Source organism: Pedobacter sp. KBW06 (assembly GCF_003852525.1).
In the GTDB taxonomy this organism is placed as follows: domain Bacteria; phylum Bacteroidota; class Bacteroidia; order Sphingobacteriales; family Sphingobacteriaceae; genus Pedobacter.
This window is the reverse complement of sequence record NZ_QAJL01000003.1, coordinates 378252-397508: the sequence shown is the minus strand read 5'-3', so window position 1 is coordinate 397508 and position 19257 is coordinate 378252. Positions and strand designations below refer to the sequence as shown.

Annotated in this window: 17 protein-coding genes; 9 read left to right on the top strand and 8 right to left on the bottom strand. The window is 43.0% G+C overall.

Annotated elements, in window-relative coordinates; genetic code table 11:
• Positions 1-17: 17 nt before the first annotated feature.
• From DBR43_RS16545 to DBR43_RS16535, 3 genes are all read left to right on the top strand, one after another.
• Entirely contained in the window at positions 18-1880 is a 1863-nt protein-coding gene (locus DBR43_RS16545) for a M1 family metallopeptidase (protein WP_124582743.1), read from the top strand.
• Between the two features lie 216 nt (positions 1881-2096).
• Positions 2097-2501 carry a hypothetical protein gene (locus DBR43_RS16540; protein ID WP_124582741.1) on the top strand — a complete coding sequence of 135 codons (405 nt, stop codon included), beginning with the start codon at positions 2097-2099 and terminating at the stop codon, positions 2499-2501.
• 147 nt (positions 2502-2648) lie between these two features.
• Positions 2649-3212, top strand: coding sequence for a TlpA family protein disulfide reductase (locus tag DBR43_RS16535; protein WP_233603011.1), 564 nt, complete (start codon positions 2649-2651; stop codon positions 3210-3212).
• A 48-nt stretch (positions 3213-3260) separates the two neighbouring features.
• Here DBR43_RS16535 and queG read toward each other — a convergent pair whose 3' ends face one another.
• Complete coding sequence (gene queG, locus DBR43_RS16530; RefSeq protein WP_124582737.1) at positions 3261-4202, bottom strand: tRNA epoxyqueuosine(34) reductase QueG; 942 nt, start codon at positions 4200-4202, stop codon at positions 3261-3263.
• A gap of 81 nt (positions 4203-4283) precedes the next feature.
• Here queG and DBR43_RS16525 point away from each other — a divergent pair, with 81 nt between their 5' ends.
• Complete coding sequence (locus DBR43_RS16525) at positions 4284-4496, top strand: hypothetical protein (protein ID WP_124582735.1); 213 nt, start codon at positions 4284-4286, stop codon at positions 4494-4496.
• Between the two features lie 56 nt (positions 4497-4552).
• Here the strand turns inward: DBR43_RS16525 and DBR43_RS16520 are convergent, their stop codons facing one another.
• Genes DBR43_RS16520 through pdxH form a run of 4 tightly spaced genes read right to left on the bottom strand, consistent with a single transcriptional unit; the run spans position 4553 to position 8740 of the window.
• A complete protein-coding gene (locus tag DBR43_RS16520) occupies positions 4553-6061 on the bottom strand; it encodes a bifunctional GNAT family N-acetyltransferase/carbon-nitrogen hydrolase family protein (protein ID WP_124582734.1) in 1509 nt (502 codons plus the stop codon).
• Between the two features lie 53 nt (positions 6062-6114).
• Positions 6115-7137, bottom strand: a complete 1023-nt coding sequence (gene ruvB, locus DBR43_RS16515; RefSeq protein ID WP_073229203.1) for a Holliday junction branch migration DNA helicase RuvB — start codon at positions 7135-7137, stop codon at positions 6115-6117.
• A 35-nt stretch (positions 7138-7172) separates the two neighbouring features.
• Positions 7173-8063: a 3-hydroxybutyryl-CoA dehydrogenase gene (locus tag DBR43_RS16510; RefSeq protein ID WP_124582732.1), complete on the bottom strand. Its 891-nt coding sequence runs from the start codon at positions 8061-8063 to the stop codon at positions 7173-7175.
• A gap of 26 nt (positions 8064-8089) precedes the next feature.
• Entirely contained in the window at positions 8090-8740 is a 651-nt protein-coding gene (gene pdxH / locus DBR43_RS16505; protein ID WP_124582730.1) for a pyridoxamine 5'-phosphate oxidase, read from the bottom strand.
• Positions 8741-8846: 106 nt separating this feature from the next.
• Between pdxH and DBR43_RS16500 the strand changes: the two genes are divergently transcribed.
• Positions 8847-9353, top strand: coding sequence for a YqgE/AlgH family protein (locus DBR43_RS16500; RefSeq protein WP_233603009.1), 507 nt, complete (start codon positions 8847-8849; stop codon positions 9351-9353).
• Here the strand turns inward: DBR43_RS16500 and purE are convergent.
• Entirely contained in the window at positions 9350-9841 is a 492-nt protein-coding gene (purE, locus tag DBR43_RS16495; protein WP_073229193.1) for a 5-(carboxyamino)imidazole ribonucleotide mutase, read from the bottom strand. The genes DBR43_RS16500 and purE overlap by 4 nt on opposite strands.
• Entirely contained in the window at positions 9841-10980 is a 1140-nt protein-coding gene (locus tag DBR43_RS16490; RefSeq protein ID WP_124582726.1) for a 5-(carboxyamino)imidazole ribonucleotide synthase, read from the bottom strand. The genes purE and DBR43_RS16490 overlap by 1 nt, the downstream gene beginning before the upstream one ends.
• Before the next feature lie 17 nt (positions 10981-10997).
• Here DBR43_RS16490 and DBR43_RS16485 point away from each other — a divergent pair, with 17 nt between their 5' ends.
• Complete coding sequence (locus tag DBR43_RS16485; RefSeq protein WP_233603007.1) at positions 10998-12227, top strand: NAD(P)/FAD-dependent oxidoreductase; 1230 nt, start codon at positions 10998-11000, stop codon at positions 12225-12227.
• A 24-nt stretch (positions 12228-12251) separates the two neighbouring features.
• A complete protein-coding gene (locus tag DBR43_RS16480; protein ID WP_124582724.1) occupies positions 12252-12872 on the top strand; it encodes a hypothetical protein in 621 nt (206 codons plus the stop codon).
• 400 nt (positions 12873-13272) lie between these two features.
• Here the strand turns inward: DBR43_RS16480 and DBR43_RS16475 are convergent, their stop codons facing one another.
• Entirely contained in the window at positions 13273-16527 is a 3255-nt protein-coding gene (locus DBR43_RS16475) for an amidohydrolase family protein (protein ID WP_124582722.1), read from the bottom strand.
• 76 nt (positions 16528-16603) lie between these two features.
• Here DBR43_RS16475 and DBR43_RS16470 point away from each other — a divergent pair, with 76 nt between their 5' ends.
• Complete coding sequence (locus DBR43_RS16470; protein ID WP_124584863.1) at positions 16604-18496, top strand: ATP-dependent DNA helicase RecQ; 1893 nt, start codon at positions 16604-16606, stop codon at positions 18494-18496.
• Positions 18497-18518: 22 nt separating this feature from the next.
• Positions 18519-19229: a head GIN domain-containing protein gene (locus tag DBR43_RS16465; protein WP_124582720.1), complete on the top strand. Its 711-nt coding sequence runs from the start codon at positions 18519-18521 to the stop codon at positions 19227-19229.
• The last annotated feature ends 28 nt before the right edge of the window (positions 19230-19257 follow it).

Here is a 19257-nt window from a genome sequence, read left to right as displayed (position 1 = left end):
TAAAACAAAATATACTTATGAAGAAGATCTCATTTTTGCTGGTATCCATTTGCTGGTCCGGTCTGGTTGCTGCACAACAACAGTTGCCTGTCCCTGCTGAAATTCAGGCTGCGTATGTGAAAGGAACGAGGGCCGTGACCGGAAAACCGGGTCCTAAATACTGGCAGAATACCGCCAATTATGATTTGAAGGTTAATTTTAACCCTTCCAGCAGGGAACTGAAAGGCCTGGTAGATGTTGTTTATTATAACAATAGCCCGGATACGCTGAAAAAGCTGTGGTTTAAGCTTTACCCAAACCTGTACAAGCAGGGCGTGGAAAGAAAAACCAAGTTCAATGACCGGGACCTGAATGAAGGGGTAAGCATTCTTTCTATGCAGGCCGACGGGCGGAAGCTTGAGCAGCAGGCGATGACAATTGAAGGAACGAATATGCAGGCGACGATCGCTGCACTCGCTCCGGGAAAACACATTAAGTTGAGAATAGAATACAAATATGAGCTCAATAAAGGATCTCATATGAGAACGGGCCAGGTGGATGAGGGTTCTCATTTCGTGGCTTATTTCTTCCCCCGTATTGCGGTGTATGATGATGTGGATGGATGGAACAAATACCCTTATACAGGAGATGTAGAGTTTTATAACGATTTCTGCAATTTCAAGGGAGAGATCACGGTTCCTAAAAACTTTGTAGTCTGGGCTACCGGCGATCTGCTGAATGCAAAGCAGGTGTTGAAAAAAGACATCGCAGAGCGACTGGCCAAAGCAGAAAAAGAAGATGCGGTAATTGATGTAATTGATGACAAAGATTTGGAGAATAAAGCCGTTACTGCCGATCAGGCTTATAATACCTGGAAATTTGAGGCTAAAAATGTAACGGATTTTGTATTCGCAACGAGTGATCATTACTTGTGGAAGTCCAGCAGTCTGGTGGTAGATTCTCTGACTGGAAGAAGGACAAGGGTAGATGCTGCCTTTAATCCAATTCATAAGGACTATTATGAGGTGATTGATTTTGCCCGTAAAACGGTTCATGCGATGAGCTTTACTTTCCCTAAATGGCCGTATCCCTATGCGCATGAGACCATTTTTGATGGCCTTGACCAGATGGAATACCCAATGATGGTAAATGACAATCCGGTAGAAAAAAGACAGGATGCGATCACGCTGACGGTTCATGAGATCTTTCATACGATGTTCCCTTTTTATATGGGAACGAATGAAACGAAATATGCCTGGATGGATGAAGGTTGGGCAACAATCGGAGAATGGCTGATCGGGCCTATGATTGATACGACAATGGTCGATGAGTATGGCATAGCACCAACGGGAATGTCTTCAGGCTCTAAAGATGATGTTCCAATTGTTACCTTAAGCACCGAGCTTAAAGGTGTAGGCTCATTTACCAATTCTTATCCTAAGCCGGCTCTGGGTTATCTCTTCGTAAAGGATTACCTGGGTGATGAATTGTTCAATAAGGCTTTACACCATTACATAGAACAATGGCAGGGAAAACACCCGATGCCTTTTGATTTCTTTTACAGTATGAATGAAGGATCCGGTAAAAACATGGATTGGTTCTGGAAACGTTGGTTCTTTGAAGAAGGCGTAACAGATATGGGAATTGTTTCTGCGACTAAAGTAGGAGAAGAGTATGAAATCGTGATTGAAAATAAAAGCAATAAACCTTTACCTGTAGATCTTTTACTGACATTCGAAGACAATTCACAGATGAAAATTCATCAAAGTATTGCTGTTTGGGAGAATGGGGATCAAAAGATTAGCATTAGGGTTGCAGGAAAGAAAAATTTAAAGAAGGTAGAGTTGGGAAGTGCTCATGTACCGGATAAAGATAAATCGGATAATGTGCTGAGTTTATAGTTTCAAATAGATATTTTATTTTAAGAGGATGGCTTATAGTTATCCTCTTTTTTTTATCATTTAATTCTCTAAAAGGTGTCGATCCTGAAAAAGGAAAACCTGGCTAATTCAGACACTGATCTGTATGGGCATCTATGCGTGTCGCTTATATGTCAAAACCGTAAATCCATAACGAAAACCCTGAGTTTATGGTTTAAATCTTTATTTTTGTACCTCATGAACAGATTATTCAGACGTATCCTGGCTTTTTTTTTATTGCTGACCTTATGCCTGCCATCTTCATGTGCTTTGAAACAAGGCATCATCTACTTTTTCTCTGCTTCCGTTTTTGAACAGTCAGTTTCTGCAGGAACGACTAAAACCGTTATTCCTTTTTTGGTCAAACGGGAAGTCGGAATTGCTGATTGCAAAATGCAGAACAGTTTAAGAGCAGTGCAGCTGAAATCCAGGACTCAGGCAAGTACAGCCAGTGTACTGCCGTTTTTGTTTTTCATCTTACCTGGATTTTTGATTTCTCTGTTAGTCGCCGAGAAAAGATTTGCTCAGCTTCCGATTCCATATTATTGGTTTCGCCGGACAAAAACACCTATTTTCCTGCAGCATGGGTTATTGCTCCTATAGGATTTCATTCCTACAATTAGTTGTCCTCCAATCTTTAGCGAGGCGAATAAATTCAGTAATAATCTCATAAATATACCCATGACCTCAATAAAAAATCAAGATAACCATACAAACAAAAAGAGCTGGTTTACAATTTCAAACATCGGTATGGCAGTCGCTGTACTATTTGTACTCACCATTATATTTAGCCCTGAGGCTAAAGGTTGGGTCATTCAAAACCTCATGAAAATCGGCTTGGTTCAGGCACCTGCAATACCCAAAAGCTCAGAACCGGAACCAAATGTTGCAGTTGCTGTACCTGGCGGCGATCAGGTAACCTTTGCAGATGGGAAAGGAAAATCCATCAGCCTTGCGGAGTTAAAAGGAAAAGTTGTTTTTGTTAACTTCTGGGCTACCTGGTGTCCTCCATGTATCGCCGAAATGCCATCGATTCAGGCTTTGTATACCAAATATAAGGACAATGAGCAAGTGGTCTTTATCATGGTTGACGTAGACGGAAAATATAAGCAAGCCAGCGATTTTATGAAAAAGAACGGATACACACTTCCTGTTTATTTACCGGAAAGTGAAGTTCCAAAGGAATATTTTGCAGGTTCAATGCCAACGACAGTGATCCTGGATAAGTCAGGTAGACTGGCATTTCATCACTTAGGGGCCGCAGATTACAGCGATCCGGAGATTACCGGGTTTATTGACAAGCTGTTAAAATAAATTTAATCAAACATAGCAGGTGCTTGGGATAAATTCCTGAGCACCTTTTTATTTAGGAACAGTTTTGATGAAATCAATGTTTCTGGTCAGCCCTTTAAACTTGGTACGCTTCACCGCAGAGTTCTTAAATATGGCTTTAAACACATCTTCAGTAATGTCCAGCCAATCTTCCTTTTTCATTTGCAGCAGGTTTTCATTGGGCTGAAACTTAGGTTCTGAATGGGGTACTGAAAATCGGTTCCAGGGACATACATCCTGACAAATATCACAGCCAAACATCCAGTTTTCCATCTTATCATTAAAGGACTGTGGAATTTCTTCTCTCAGCTCTATGGTCAGATAAGAAATACATTTTTTCGCATCTATAATAAAAGGGGATAAGATCGCGTCGGTAGGGCAGGCGTCAATACATTTGGTGCAGGTTCCGCAATGGTCTGTTTCAAAAGGGTTATCGTATTCCAGGTCAAGATCTATAATGAGCTCCGCGAGGAAAAAGAAAGAGCCACTTTTTTTATTGATCAGGTTGCTGTTTTTACCAATCCAGCCAATACCTGCGCGTTTTGCCCATGCCCGGTCCATCACGGGAGCGGAATCTACAAAAGCACGCCCGCTGACTTCCCCGATCTCTTCCGAAATAAAGTTAAGCAGTTGAAAGAGCTTATCCTTGATCACCAGGTGATAATCAGTACCATAAGCATACTTCGATATTTTGGGTGCATCAGGATCTGCCTGTCTTTCTTCCGGAAAATAGTTCAGCGTAAGTGAGATGACAGATTTGGAGTCTTCTACCAATAGCCTTGGGTCCAGCCTTTTATCGAAATGTTTTTCCATATATGCCATTTCCCCATGGTGGTTATTTTCCAGCCATTTCTCTAACCTCGGTGCTTCTTCTTCCAGGAATCCTGCTTTGGCAATTCCGCATTGCATGAAGCCCAGCCTCAGGGCTTCGGCTTTAATCATTGTGCTATATTTCGCGGAATTGTTCAACATCGGCTACAAAGATAGGATTTAGCGGGAAAACCTTTTAGAAGATGGGCTGTTGTTATTACAAAGGAACAAAAATTGGAAATCATGGAAGACAACAATCCACAACACAAAGAGGATCCACTAAAACCGCATGTGCCAATAGAAACCAATTATGCTAAACATCAGGATAATCCGGGACCTTCACCTCAGGCGGTAAATGAATATGATAAAAATGGAGCCGGCCCGATATTGAAATGGATCATTCCAATATTGGTTATCGCATTGTTAATCTACTGGCTGTTTTTCAGACATCCCTGATTAAAGGAATAAATCGGAATGCTGCTACCATAAAGTAACAGCATTCCGATGAAGTTTTATTTGAGTAACCTCACTTCATAAAGATCTTTACGTCGATCTTTCAGGATTTTTACGGTTCCGAAGTGATGGAGTTCATCTAGTAGGTGAAGGTCTACATCCACTACCAGCATCATTTCTGTATTTGGCGTTGTTTCTGCTTTTACCGCATTGGTAGGAAAGGCAAAGTCGGAAGGGGTAAACACGGCCGATTGTGCAAACTGGATGTCCATGTTGTTCACCTTCGGTAAATTGCCCACACATCCTGCGATGGCCACATAACATTCGTTTTCAATTGCCCTGGCCTGTGCACATCTTCTTACCCTGGTATAGCCATTCTGTGTATCTGTAAGGAAGGGTACGAAGAGGATTTGCATGCCCTGGTCGGCATAAATCCGGCTCAGTTCGGGGAATTCCACATCATAACAAATCAGGATTCCGATCTTTCCGCAATCTGTGTCAAAGACCTGGATTTTATCACCACCCACCATTCCATAGTATTTCTGCTCGTTAGGGGTGATGTGGATTTTACGGTATTCTTCCGTTTTACCGCTTCTATGACATAGATAAGTCGCGTTGTAAAGTTTGTTGTTCTCTATAATCGGCATACTTCCCGAAATCACATTTACGTTGTAGGAAACTGCATATTCCTGGATCTTATTCACGATCTCTTCCGTCTGCTCTGCGAGTTTGCGCATAGCCTCCATTTCCGGAAGGTGGTTATAAGGTTGTAATAAAGGCGTGTTAAAAAATTCAGGGAACATGATGAAATCTGATTTGTATCCACTCACAGCGTCTACAAAGAACTCCACCTGTTCATAAAAAGCTTCAATATCGGGGAACAGTCGCATTTGCCATTGTACAAGTCCGATTCTGATGGTTTTTGCGGATCGTGCCGAAGCATCTATGCCCTGATAGTAAATGTTGTTCCATTCCAGAAGGGTTGCATAATCCTTGGATTCATGATCTCCGGGCAGGTAATTTTTAAGTACTTTCCTGACGTGAAAATCATTGGAGATCTGGAAGGTCAGGGTCGGATCGAAGATTTCCTTTGCTTTTACCTTATCGATATATTGTCTTGGACTGAGTGTTTCCGCATACTCATGGTAGCGTGGGATTCTCCCTCCGGCAATGATGCTCTTCAGGTTAAGGCTTTCGCAAAGCTCTTTTCTGGCTTCATACAACCTTCTGCCCAGTCTTAATCCCCTGAATTCGGGGCTGACAAATATTTCTATTCCATACAGTACATCTCCCTCAGAATCGTGGGTAGAGAAGGAGTAATCGCCGGTAATATTTTTATAGGTATGTTTATCGCCATACTCATCATAATCTACGATGATCGATAAGGAACAAGCCACCACTTTATCGTCTACTGCAATGCAGAGCTGACCTTCGGGAAATAATTTAAGTAATCTTTCAATGCTGCTCTTGCTCCATATCTGTCCGCCCAGGGTATCATAGGCCTGTTGCATCGATTCTTTTAAATCATTGTAATCCGCTAAGGTGAGTTTTCTTGTTTCTATGTTCATATCAGTTAATTTAGCTGATAGGAACAGAAATGATGCCTAAATGATCAGAATGGTTAAAATAGTTTCCCTGTTTGTCCGGGGAAGTTCTTTTGCAGATGTTTATAAGCAGCTTCGGTTACTTCCCTTCCGCGCGAAGTACGCATCAGGAATCCTTCCTGTATCAGGAATGGCTCATAAACCTCTTCAATTGTCCCTTCATCCTCACCAACGGCAGTGGCAATGGTTTTCAGACCTACCGGGCCCCCTTTGAATTTATCAATGATCGTTACCAGGATCTTGTTGTCCATTTCATCAAGTCCATGTTCATCTACGTTTAGGGCTCTTAAAGCATACCTCGCGATTTCTGTATCGATCTGGCCGTTTCCTTTGATCTGCGCAAAATCCCGGGTTCTTCTCAACAGTGCATTGGCAATACGGGGAGTCCCTCTGCTTCTGCGGGCAATCTCGTAAGCACCTTCTTCGGTGATTGGGGTTTTCAGGATGTCTGAGGACCTTAAAACAATTGTCGTCAGCAGTTTTGCATCGTAATAGGCCAGTCGTGAGTTGATCCCAAACCTGGCCCTTAATGGAGCCGTTAACAATCCTGACCTGGTAGTGGCACCAACAAGTGTAAAGGGGTTCAGAGAGATTTGTACCGAACGGGCATTTGGGCCGCTTTCCAGCATGATATCGATCTTGAAATCCTCCATTGCGGAATACAGGTATTCTTCAACCAGTGGGCTCAGACGGTGGATCTCATCAATGAACAGGATGTCGCCAGGTTCCAGATTGGTGAGCAATCCGGCCAGGTCTCCGGGTTTGTCTAAAACCGGTCCGGAGGTGACTTTAATTCCGACTCCCATTTCATTGGCAATGATGTAGGAGAGGGTAGTCTTGCCAAGTCCCGGAGGACCATGAAGTAAAACATGGTCCAAAGGTTCTCCGCGTAACTTTGCAGCCTTTACAAAGATCTTCAGGTTCTCCATGATCTTTTCCTGACCCGTAAAGTCTTCAAATTCCTGAGGGCGCAATACTTTTTCAATATCACGTTCAAAGGGAGTTAAGCTTTCTGAGTTGGGATCAAGATTTTCGTTCATGGGGTAAAGTTAGTATAAAAGGCTTGTAATTGATATTATTTGCTGAATTTGGACGCTACAACAGCTTCTTTAATGCCTTTTGCATAGTTGTAAAATCCTTCTCCGGATTTCACACCTTTGTTTCCGGCAGTCACCATATTGACCAATAAAGGACATGGTGCATATTTAGGGTTTCCGAATCCATCATGGAGCACATTTAAGATGGCCAGACAAACGTCCAGACCAATGAAATCTGCCAGTTGAAGCGGCCCCATCGGATGTGCCATTCCCAGTTTCATCACAGTATCGATCTCTTCCACACCTGCAACACTTTCATATAAAGTATAAATGGCTTCATTGATCATGGGCATCAGAATTCTGTTGGCTACAAAACCAGGGTAATCGTTCACTTCTACCGGAGCTTTGCTCAGTTTGGTCGAAAGGTCCATGACAATGGCAGTCGTCTCATCACTTGTCGCATAACCTCTGATCACCTCTACGAGCTTCATTACCGGAACAGGGTTCATGAAGTGCATGCCAATCACTTTATCTCCTCTGTTGGTCACAGAAGCAATTTTGGTGATCGAGATAGAGGAAGTGTTGCTGGCGAGAATCGCTTCCGGTTTGGCAAAAGTATCCAGGTCTTTAAAGATCTTTAACTTGAGCTCCAGATTTTCTGTCGCCGCTTCCACAATCAGGTCTGCATTGGCTACGCCTTCTGAAAGCTGCGTGAAATTGCTGATGTTTTTTAAGGTATTCGCTTTATCGGCCTCAGTAATGGTGCCTTTAGCGACCTGACGGTCCAGATTTTTTCCGATGGTACTGATGGCACGCTCTAAAGCTTCATTGTTGACATCAATTAAGTTTACCTGATAGCCAAATTGCGCAAAAGTATGTGCGATTCCATTGCCCATTGTTCCTGAGCCAATCACTGCGATGTTCTTCATTTAAGTTTTTTTATGGTAATCAATTATTATGGTGCTAATCTATTGATAATCCATGAACCATCCACCAACTGGTAGTTCAAACGGTCGTGCAGCCTGCTCGGCCTGCCTTGCCAGAATTCAATATGTGTAGGTTCCACCAGATATCCTCCCCAATGAAGCGGGCGTGGAATTTCTTTATCTTTATATTCGGTACTCAGCTGTGCGACTTTCTCTTCCAGGGATTCCCGGTTTGGAATGACACTGCTTTGGGGCGAGGCAGAAGCACCAATCTGACTTCCTGCCGGTCGGGAATGAAAATAGGCGGTAGATTCTTCCGCATCAATTTTACTTACCACACCATCAATGCGTACCTGTCTCTCCAGTTCTGCCCAGAAAAATACCAGTGAAGCCTGAGGGTTTTCCGCCAGGTCCTTTCCTTTATCACTGTCGTAATTCGTGAAGAACACAAAACCATCTTCGTCAAAACCTTTCAGCAGGACGATGCGCGCCGAGGGCTTGCCATCGGAATTCGCCGTAGCAAGTGTCATGACATTGGGCTCGTAGATTTGTGCGTCTACGGCTTCGGTAAACCATTTTTTAAATTGCAGGATGGGATTACTTTCCACATCAGTTTCGGCTAATTCTGCTGAGCGGTATTCCTGTCTTAAATTCTGTAGATTTTCTTTATTCAGCTCCATGTACAAAAATAGGTTTTAGTTTATTTAATTTTATCGCTAAATTTCCGAAATGTTAAGTCGATTAGAGCCATCAGCAGGTAAATTATTAATTTCAGAACCATTCTTAATGGATCCTAATTTTAAGCGTTCTGTAGTTTTTCTTACCGAACATCAGGAGGAGGGAACCGTAGGTTTCATTCTGAACCAGCGCAGTACTTTGCTGCTCAATGATTTAGTGCCCGACTTTACCGGTGATGATTTTCCGGTTTACCTCGGCGGACCTGTAGCAATAGATACGATTCATTTTATCCACAGACGCCATGACCTGATCACAGATGGTGAGGAAATTGCCAAAGGGGTATGTTGGGGTGGTAATTTTGAGACTTTAAAGGTTTTGATCAACAACCATAGCATTAAGCCGGCCGACATCAAGTTTTTTATCGGGTATTCCGGTTGGTCGGGCCCTCAGCTAAAGAACGAAATGAAAGAGAATACCTGGATTGTCTCCGATCAGTTTCATGCTGATGTGGTATTCTCTAACAATGAAGAGGAACTCTGGAAGGAAGTGATCATCAACCTCGGGCCTAAATACGCCCATGTGAGTAATTTTCCCCTGGATCCTAATCTTAATTAATAATTTTCTAGATCTATCGCGCTTTCTTCAATCTTTTTCTTCAGGTCATCTTTGTAAGCCTGCATTTTAGCAGAAAGCTCCGGGCTTGCGGTCGCCAGGATCTGTGCAGCGAGCAGACCTGCATTTTTTGCTGCATTTAAGGCAACAGTAGCTACAGGAATGCCATTTGGCATTTGAAGAATAGAAAGGATAGAATCCCATCCGTCAATAGAGTTGGATGATTTTACAGGAACACCAATCACGGGTAAGGTAGTGATGGAAGCCACCATTCCAGGTAAATGTGCTGCACCACCTGCGCCGGCGATGATCACTTTTAACCCTCTTGATGCTGCATTTTTTGCGTATTCAAACATTCTTTCCGGAGTCCGGTGAGCAGACACAACGGTCATTTCAAATTGGATATCGAATTCTTTTAGGATATCGGCTGCGTCTTTCATGATAGGAAGGTCAGACTTGCTGCCCATAATAATGCCTACTTGTATGCTCATTAGGAAATAACTTTTAGTGTGTTTTTGATGTAATTGGCTTTTTCAATTGCTTTCTCGCGGTTGATGTCTACAATGGTGATGTGACCCATTTTGCGGAAAGGCTTGGTGTATTTTTTACCATAAAGGTGCACGTATACCCCTTCAATGGCCATGATCTTCTCTAATCCCTGGTATTTCGCCACACCATTGTGGTTCTTTTCTCCAAGGAGATTGATCATTACGGCATTGTTGATGGTACGGGTATCACCTAAAGGAAGGTTGAAGATCGCACGTAAATGCTGGTCGAACTGAGAAACATAGTTTCCTTCAATCGTCTGGTGACCGCTATTGTGTGGGCGTGGAGCAAGCTCATTCACCAGGATATCTCCGTTTTTGGTGACGAACATCTCTACTGCCAGCAATCCGGTAATGTTTAGCGAGGAAGCGATGTTTTTTGCAATGGTCTCTGCTTTCTGCTGGATTGCAACAGGATAAGTGGAAGGAGAAATCAGGAACTCTACAAGGTTTGCTTCTGCATTGAATTCCATCTCCACCATTGGGAATGTTTTCACATCTCCGTTAGGGTTTCTGGAAACAATTATGGCTACCTCTTTCTCGAAATCTACCAGTTGTTCGATTAAACATGGGGCATCAAAAGCATTGTCGATCTCCGCCAGGTTATTTATTTTCATTACCCCTTTACCATCATAACCGTCTTTACGCTGTTTCAGCATATAAGGAAATGGAAAATGACTGTTGCGCATGTCTTCTTTGGTATTTACCAGTTGGAATGGCGCAGTAGGAATGTTGTTTTCTTTAAAAAATTGTTTCTGAACACCTTTGTCCTGAATCAAACGGATCACCCTCGATTGCGGATAAACCTGTTTGCCTTCTTTTTCCAGTTGTTCCAGTGCTTCAATATTGACCTTTTCTATTTCAATAGTAATGATGTCTGCCTTTTTGCCGAAGTTATAAACGGTGTCGAAGTCAGTGATAGAACCACATTCAAAGTAGTTTGCGAGGTGTTTACATGGAGCGTCTGGATCCGGATCTAAAATTAAAGTGGTTAAATTATAATTGATGGCTTCTTGTATCAACATCCTGCCCAATTGTCCGCCACCTAATATGCCTAATTTTAAATCACTTATTTGTTTTGCCATATCGATATGAAAAAGTTATGCTTATTTTGCACAAAAATAACAATATAAACGGATTGATGGATGTAGATGCTATAATTATTGGCGCCGGAGCCTGCGGTTTGATGTGTGCGGTTCAGGCTGGCTATTTGGGGAAAAGGGTAATATTGTTGGAAAAAAGCGATAAGCCGGGAGCGAAAATTCTGATTTCCGGTGGAGGCAGGTGCAACTATACCAATCTGTTTGCCACTGATGAACAGTTCATTTCCAATAACAAACACTTTTCCAAATCTGCATTTACCCAATGGACGGTAGAAGATACGATCAGCTTTTTTGAAACTTACGGGATCTCCGGAAAAGAGAAAACATTGGGACAACTTTTTCCTGACGGAAAGAATGCAAAAGACATTGTTGCGGCATTTACCAATATTTGTGAAGACTTTGGCCAGCAGATCATCTGTGATGCGCAGGTCAGTGAAATAGAGCAAACAGCGGCCGGATTTGAGGTCCGCTTTGAGAAAGGCAATAAATCGCGCAGCTTAAAAGCGCCAAAGTTAGTGATTGCCACGGGTGGTTTACCGATTCCCAAAATGGGCGCAACAGATTTTGCATTGCGCTTTGCCAGAAAGCACGATTTGAAGATTATTGAAACCGCACCGGCACTGGTTCCTTTAACCATTACGGGAAAAGACGAAGACTGGTATGCGCAGCTGTCCGGAAATTCGGTTTTCTGCGAAGTGAGTAACGACAGGATCTCTTTTGAGGAGAACATCTTATTTACCCACTGGGGACTGAGTGGCCCTGCAATCCTGCAAATTTCTTCCTACTGGAAAAGAGGAGAGGAGATCAATATTGATTTGCTGCCCAGACAAAACATACTGGAACTGATCGAAGAAGAACGGAGATCCAATGGCAAACTGATGTTGTCGACCTTATTTAACCGGATTTACCCGAAGAAATTTACCGATGCCATGGGTAAATTCCTGCCGGTTGAAAAACAAGTGGCTTCGCTGACAAAAACCGAACTGGAACTCATCCAAAAAACCATCCACCTGTTTAAAGTAAAACCCGCAGGCGATAAAGGTTACGATAAAGCGGAAGTGATGCGCGGAGGAATTGATACGAACGAGTTGTCGTCAAAAACGCTGGAATGTAAACGTATTCCCGGCTTATTTTTTGGCGGGGAATGCGTCGATGTAACCGGATGGCTTGGCGGATATAATTTTCAATGGGCCTGGGCAAACGGTTACGTGATTGCTCAAAATATTTGATACCATAAATAAACGAACAACACGATGGATAAGCATAACAAAATGATCAGCACCGTTTGTCTTTTAGTGGTGCTTATCCTGTCTTCTTTAGTTGTTTCTTCTGTTAAGGCTACCGCACAGGAGAATTTTAATGTCGTGGTTTCTATAGCTAAGGGAGACTTAAATAAAGATTTGCTGCCAGATTCTGTAGTCGTTACTCAGGATACTACCGCCGATACTTCCCCTTATCGCCTGGAGATCTTTTTCGCCAAAAAGGGGGGAGGACATCAACTAAACATCCGCACTGATAAAGCGATTAACGAACAGTTTCCTAATGGTAAAGATGGATACAGGGATGGGTATGGGTTTTCCAAGGTTACCATCAAAAGGGGGGTGATTGATCTGCACTGCCAGTTGATCAGAGGATACTTCATACATAAATTCCGTCATCAAAATGGGAATTTTGAATTGATAGGGTACAGTTACAGAACTGTGAATCCCCTGGGCGTAAGTTTTGCAGACTTTAACCTGTCCACAGGCATTTACCTGGAAACAGTGGAATATGATGATCGGGAGCAAAAAGGAACGAAGAACAGGAAAATCATTAAGGTTCGCCCCCTTCCAAAATTGCAGGACTTTGTGCCTTATTCTAATGACTTGTATTGATCGGTCATTGCCTTTTTAAGGTGTTCTTTTGCCCGGAGAGCTTTCTAAAAAAGGTAATAAAATAAAATACCCCCCTGCTTTTCATCCCCGAATCTTTGCTGAAGGGCAAATCTTCGAATGTCTTCAAAACAGAGGGGTTTTTATTTTAAAACAGCTATCGCACCATCGCATGATGCCTATAAACATGATTAAAATAAAAGATAGGCAAGTCTGGAGGGCTCTGGCTTTCGCTGGTTCAGGAGTAATATACTGTGTAATATTTCAAAAAAAAAGAGCGTGTTCTGAAAAGACATCGAAAGATTTTGCCGCCCTTCAGCGTGCAAAAGATTTCAGTCTTTGAAGAATTTGCTCTTTTTTTAAGAACAGCTTAATTCCATATAGCCATTCTCTCTAAGTTCGATTAATCGCAGTTAGGAATGGTATAGGTCCAGGTCTCAGCAATTCCTGTTGGAAAGCTATAAATCATTCCTTTACCCATTTCAAACCAAAGCTTGCCGCGAAGTTTTTCACGGCTACCGATTTCATTCATCGAGAGGCTATCATAGATTCTGCCATTGATCACTACATATTTGATCTTTTCAGAATTCCTGATGTCATTCAAAGGGTTGGCGTCCATTACGATAAGATCTGCCAGTTTACCAGTTTCCAATGAACCGATTTCCTTATCCATACCAAGGTATGCCGCACCGTTTAAAGTCGCACTGCGAATGGCTTGTAGCGGAGTCATTCCTCCCTGTACCAACATCCACAATTCCCAGTGTGCACCTAATCCCTGAATTTGTCCATGAGCACCAAGGTTAACCTTTGTTCCCCCGTCTGCAATTTGTCTAACGGCTTTGGCCACTTCGATATGTCCGTAATCTCCATATTCTGAAGTTGTCCTTCTTCTGGCACGGGCATCAATAATTGCGCGTGGCGTAAATGCCATCAGTCTTTCATTTTCCCATACATTGGTACGGTCATACCAGTAGTTTTCTCCCCATTGGCTGCCATAACTTACGATTAAGGTTGGCGTATAGGCTACATTTGTATTGTTCCAGAAAGAAGTCACATCCTTATAAACCGGTGCTACAGGAATGCTGTGTTCAATTCCCGTATGTCCGTCGGCTACCATATTCATATTGGTGAAAAAGGTAGATCCTCCTTCGGGTACAACTTCCATTTTTAATTGTCTGGCTGCTTCCAGGATTTGCTGACGCTGATCCCTTCTTGGCTGATTGTATGATTTTACTGAAAATGCACCTACTGCTTTTAACCTTCTAAGGTGGGAAAGGGCATCGTCAAGGCTATTGATTACGACTTTGAAATCTCCGTCTGCACCGTATAAGATTGAACCCGTAGAGTATAAACGCGGGCCTACCATTCTTCCTGCTTTTAACATTTCAGCCTGACTGAACACCATTTCTGTATTGGAAGACGGATCATGTGAAGTGGTTACGCCAAAGGCGAGGTTGGCCATGTACGACCAGTCCTGTTGCGGTGAAATCCCATCCGGACTGGTTCTTAAATGCGCATGCACATCTACAATGCCCGGCATAATGGTTTTTCCCGTTACATCAATTACTCTGGCCTGATCAGGAATGGTCATTTCTGCGGCTTTTCCGATGGCAATAATTTTATTGTTCTCGATCAGAATTGTACCTTCTTCAATCACTTCATCACCTTTCATGGTCACGATTCTGGCTCCTTTTAAGGCAAGTAATCCGGTTGGTGCATCACTTTTAAGTTTCAGTCCAATAGAAATACCAGCGGTATCCGGTTTCCGGACAGACTGGTTTCCTGAATCTGTGAAATTAAATGCACTGCTGATCTCTCTGCTGAAATATTGCTCTCCTAAAGTCCAGAAGAGCTTCTGACTGTCATTGCTCCAGTGGATATAAGTACCGCCATCAGCAGTTACCCTGGTTAAAGGGATCGATTTGTTGGTAGAAGAAAGCTCCAGGGGAGTTCCAACTGTTACCATTGGGGTGATGTATACATTAAACAACTCGGTAAAGGCCATCCATTTGCCATCCGGACTTGGGGTAAACTGCGTCACATAAGTAGAAGTATAATGTGTTCTTTCATTTCCGCCATTCAGGTCGACACTTTTAAATGCCCTTTTCCCGCCTTCATTTCCCTGGAAATAAATGCGGGTATCGTCGGTGTTGAATTGTGGTTTAATACCATTGTCAGAAACCAGGGTTTTTGCGCCGCCATTGGCCGGCATGATAAAGATTCCTGTTCCCCGGCCATAGGCATACCCCAGCACATCATTCCCGATGCCTTTTCTGAAAATAATTTTATCGCCTTTATTGGAATAGGAAGGGGAGTAGTAAAACCCTTTTTCGTCGGTTAGGCTAATCGTCTTTCCTGATTTCAGGTCTGTTCTTTTGATTGCTCCCTTTAGCTCATCATTCCAGGTGGTATAAATCACATATTTTCCGTCGTTGCTGATTTTAGGCTCAAATTCGAAGTCGATCCCATTGCTTACCCTTTCCGGAGTTCCGTTGGGCAATTCTTTTTTATATAAAAATCCGGCAGCATTAAAAACCACCATTTTGCCATCTGCGGAGGTGGTGAGCTGACGGATCATTTTTACATTGAACTCACTGCTGTAGACATTATGAGGGAAGTGCAAGGCCTGCTGAACAGTTTGACTGCTGTTTACCCTGAAAGGGATTTCGTTCGTAGTCAGTGTGGCCAGGTCTATTTTCTTGATTTTTCCTTTCGCATAAAAGACCAGGCTTTTGGCATCCGGAGTCCAGGCATAGTTTGGGTAAACCCCAAAGATAGCCCAGGTTTCCTGCTGATCGTGAGAAAGGTCTTCATAAACTGGCCATTCCTCGCCGGTGCGCAAATTTTGAATATACATTACCGACTTTAAGCGGACACGTTTTATGTAGGCCATCAGTTTACCATCAGGAGATATTTGTGGTCTTGCAGCGCCACCTTGCTGCGCAATCAGGTTGCTGAGCTTTCCGGTGGTCATGTCCAGCTGACGGATGGCATAGATCAAGCCATTCGGGTCCTTACTGTACTCGAAATTTGGTCCCGGTGCCATGTCTTCACTGAAATAAAGATACCTGCCATTGGGACTAACATTGGGCTCTCCGGCATCCTGCTGGTCATTTTTTCTCTTGGTCAGCTGTACGCCTTCTCCACCATAAATGCTGTACATCCACATTTCTCCTGCACCCAGGGAACGGGATCCTGTAAAATGTTTTCTGGCTACCAGGTATTCACTGTTTGGGGTCCAGGTGGCATTGTTCAGGAGGCGGAAGCTCTCTTTGGTCACCTGTCTTTTATTGGAACCATCGCGGTTCATGATCCAGATGTTATCTGCACCATTCTTGTCACTGGTATAGGAAATGTATTTGCCATTCGGGCTGAAACGGGGCTGAATGTCCCAGGCGATACCACCGCTAAGTAAGACTGCTGAGCCACCTGTAATGGGCATAATGTAAATATCGCCCAGCAAATCAAAAACGATATCTTTACCATCCCCGCTAACATCGAGGTTCATCCAGGTTCCTTCATCAGTATCGATACTGAAATTTTTTGTAGGACCCTGGTATTTTTCAATGTCCCATTTCTTTTCCTGGGAAATCTTTTCCTGAGAAAATGCGGAATGAAAAATGGACAGGAAAAATAGGGGGAGTAACAATTTCTTCATAGCGGCGTGTCGTATAAATTAGCCCGCAATTTAATAATATCAGTTCATTTTTATAGTTTTGATGAGTAACCTTTTTATGAGTGAAGCCGAGATACTAAAAAGATACTGGGGATTCGATTCTTTCAGACCATTACAGTCAGACATTATCAGTTCCGTTTTAAATGGCCATGATACCCTGGCATTGCTACCCACAGGAGGAGGTAAATCCCTTTGTTTCCAGATACCTGCATTGGTAAAGGAAGGAATATGCATTGTCATTTCCCCGCTGATCGCATTGATGAAAGATCAGGTCGAAAACCTGAAAGCGAAGGGGATTGAAGCAGTCGCAATTTATGCAGGGATGGGAAAAAGAGAGATCGACATCCTGCTCGACAACTGCATTTATGGGAAAATAAAGTTTTTATACCTCTCTCCGGAACGATTATTATCAGAAATTGTACGGGTTCGGATTTCTTATATGAATGTGAACCTGATTGCCGTGGATGAGGCACATTGTATTTCGCAATGGGGGTATGATTTTAGGCCTCCTTATCAGCAGATTGCAGAGATCAGGGAGATCCACCCTAAAGTGCCGGTATTGGCGCTTACTGCTACGGCAACCCAATTTGTACGTGCAGACATTATCGAGAAATTAAAATTTACCGCGCCCAAGGTATTTGTTCAGAGTTTTGAACGTAAGAACCTGAGTTATGTGGTACTGGATAAAGAAGATAAATATAAAAAACTGATCGATATTGTCAGGAATGTGAAGGGGACAGGTCTGGTCTACGTCCGGAATAGGAGAGAGACCGCAGAAGTGGCATCTTTCCTGATGAGAAACCAGATTGCTGCGGATTTTTATCATGCGGGAATACCTAGAGAAGAACGTTTCCGGAAACAGGAAGATTGGAAAAAGAATAAGATCAGGGTAATGGTGGCTACGAATGCCTTCGGAATGGGGATCGATAAAGCGGATGTCCGTTTTGTGGTGCACCTGGATTTGCCGGAAAGCCTGGAAGCCTATTATCAGGAGGCGGGGCGTGCCGGAAGGGATGAACAAAAGGCCTACGCGGTATTGCTGGCCAATAAATCCGACCAGATGGCTCTAAAGGCCAAGTATGCGGATCATTTCCCAACAGTAGAAGACATTAAAAAAACATACCATTACCTCGGTAATTATTTCCAGCTGGCTTTTGGTGCCGGAGAAGGGCTGACCTTTAATTTTGACCTGGCAGATTTTTGTAAAAGGTTTAATGTGGGGGTCATCAAAACGATGGCTGCCCTGAAATTTTTAGAACATGATGGCTATCTGACTTTGTCGGAAAACATTTTTTTGCCCTCAAGGGTATTGTTTATAGCTTCGCATGAGGATGTGTACCGCTTTCAAATAGAAAATGCAGGATACGATCCATTGATCAAGGCCATTTTAAGGTCTTATGGAGGGGCATTTGATCAATATGTGAAAATTGAGGAAAATGAAATCGCCAAAAAAGTAGGCTTGTCCTTTAGTACGGCAAAGAAGATGATCAGCAACCTGGAAGAACAGGGATTACTGTCGTATTTGCCGCAGTCCGACCAGCCGCAATTACAATATATTCGTCCCAGGGTTGATTTTGTCCACATGGATATCGATGTGAAATACATCAAACTGAGGAAAAAGATTCAATTGGATCAGATCAATGCGGTGCTGGCCTATACCGAACATGCCGAATGCCGGAATGTCCAGTTGCTGAGGTATTTCGATGAACCTAATGCCGATAAATGTGGCGTTTGTGATGTTTGTCTGGCGGAAAAGAAGGAGGATGATCTCGACCAGTTGTCGGACCGCATCGACTTTGAGCTGATGAAGCTCCTGCAAACGCAGACACAAACGATCGAAGACCTGGTGACCGGCCTCAAATCCGGCAATGAAAATCAAAAGCTGGAGCGGATCCGCGAATTGCTGGATGCCGGAAAAATTAAAACTGACGGTAAAAACTATTATCTTTAAATTGCAACAAATCAATATACCTATGAAGAAATTAAACCTTATTGTGCTCGCTTTCCCTGTTTTATTGGCGGGATGTACTGCTGAATGTGTGAAAGATTCCGGAATTCAGACGAGTAAAGTGGTCGAGCTGAAAAGCTATGATAAAATCAAAGTGAGCGGAACAATTAAGTTGGTTTTGACCCAGGACAGTACCTACAATGTGAAGATTCAGGCAGATTCAAATGTGATGGGCCACATCAGGTCGAGGGTAAGCGGATCTGAACTGGAGCTGAAACTGGAAGATGGCAGCTATTGCGGAACAGATTCTGTTGTGGTTTATGCAGGGATTGGTGAGTTGACGGAGCTGAATACCAGTGGAATGGTGCGGGTAATTGGTGAAGGGCCTGTATACGTAAAAGACCTTAAAATGGACCTGAGTGGAAGTTCTGACGTGAAATTAAACATCAGTGCCAGTAAGGTGACCACGAAAATTGACGGTGTAGGTAAGCTGACTTTGAGTGGTCAGACCGGAACCCATGTGTTAAAAACCAGCGGAACCTCTAAAGTGGAAGCCTTTGACTTTGTGGCAGGCATCTATGACATCACTGTGGATGGAACAGGAAAAGCCAATATCAATGTATTGAACGATTTGAAAGTGAAGACCTCTGGATCGAGTGAAATTTATTATAAAGGAAATCCAAAGAATGTGGATGAGAAAAAATCAGGTGCTGCTAAGCTGGAGAAAGTAAACTAGCTGTAATTGCCGTTTTTTAGCTATTTTA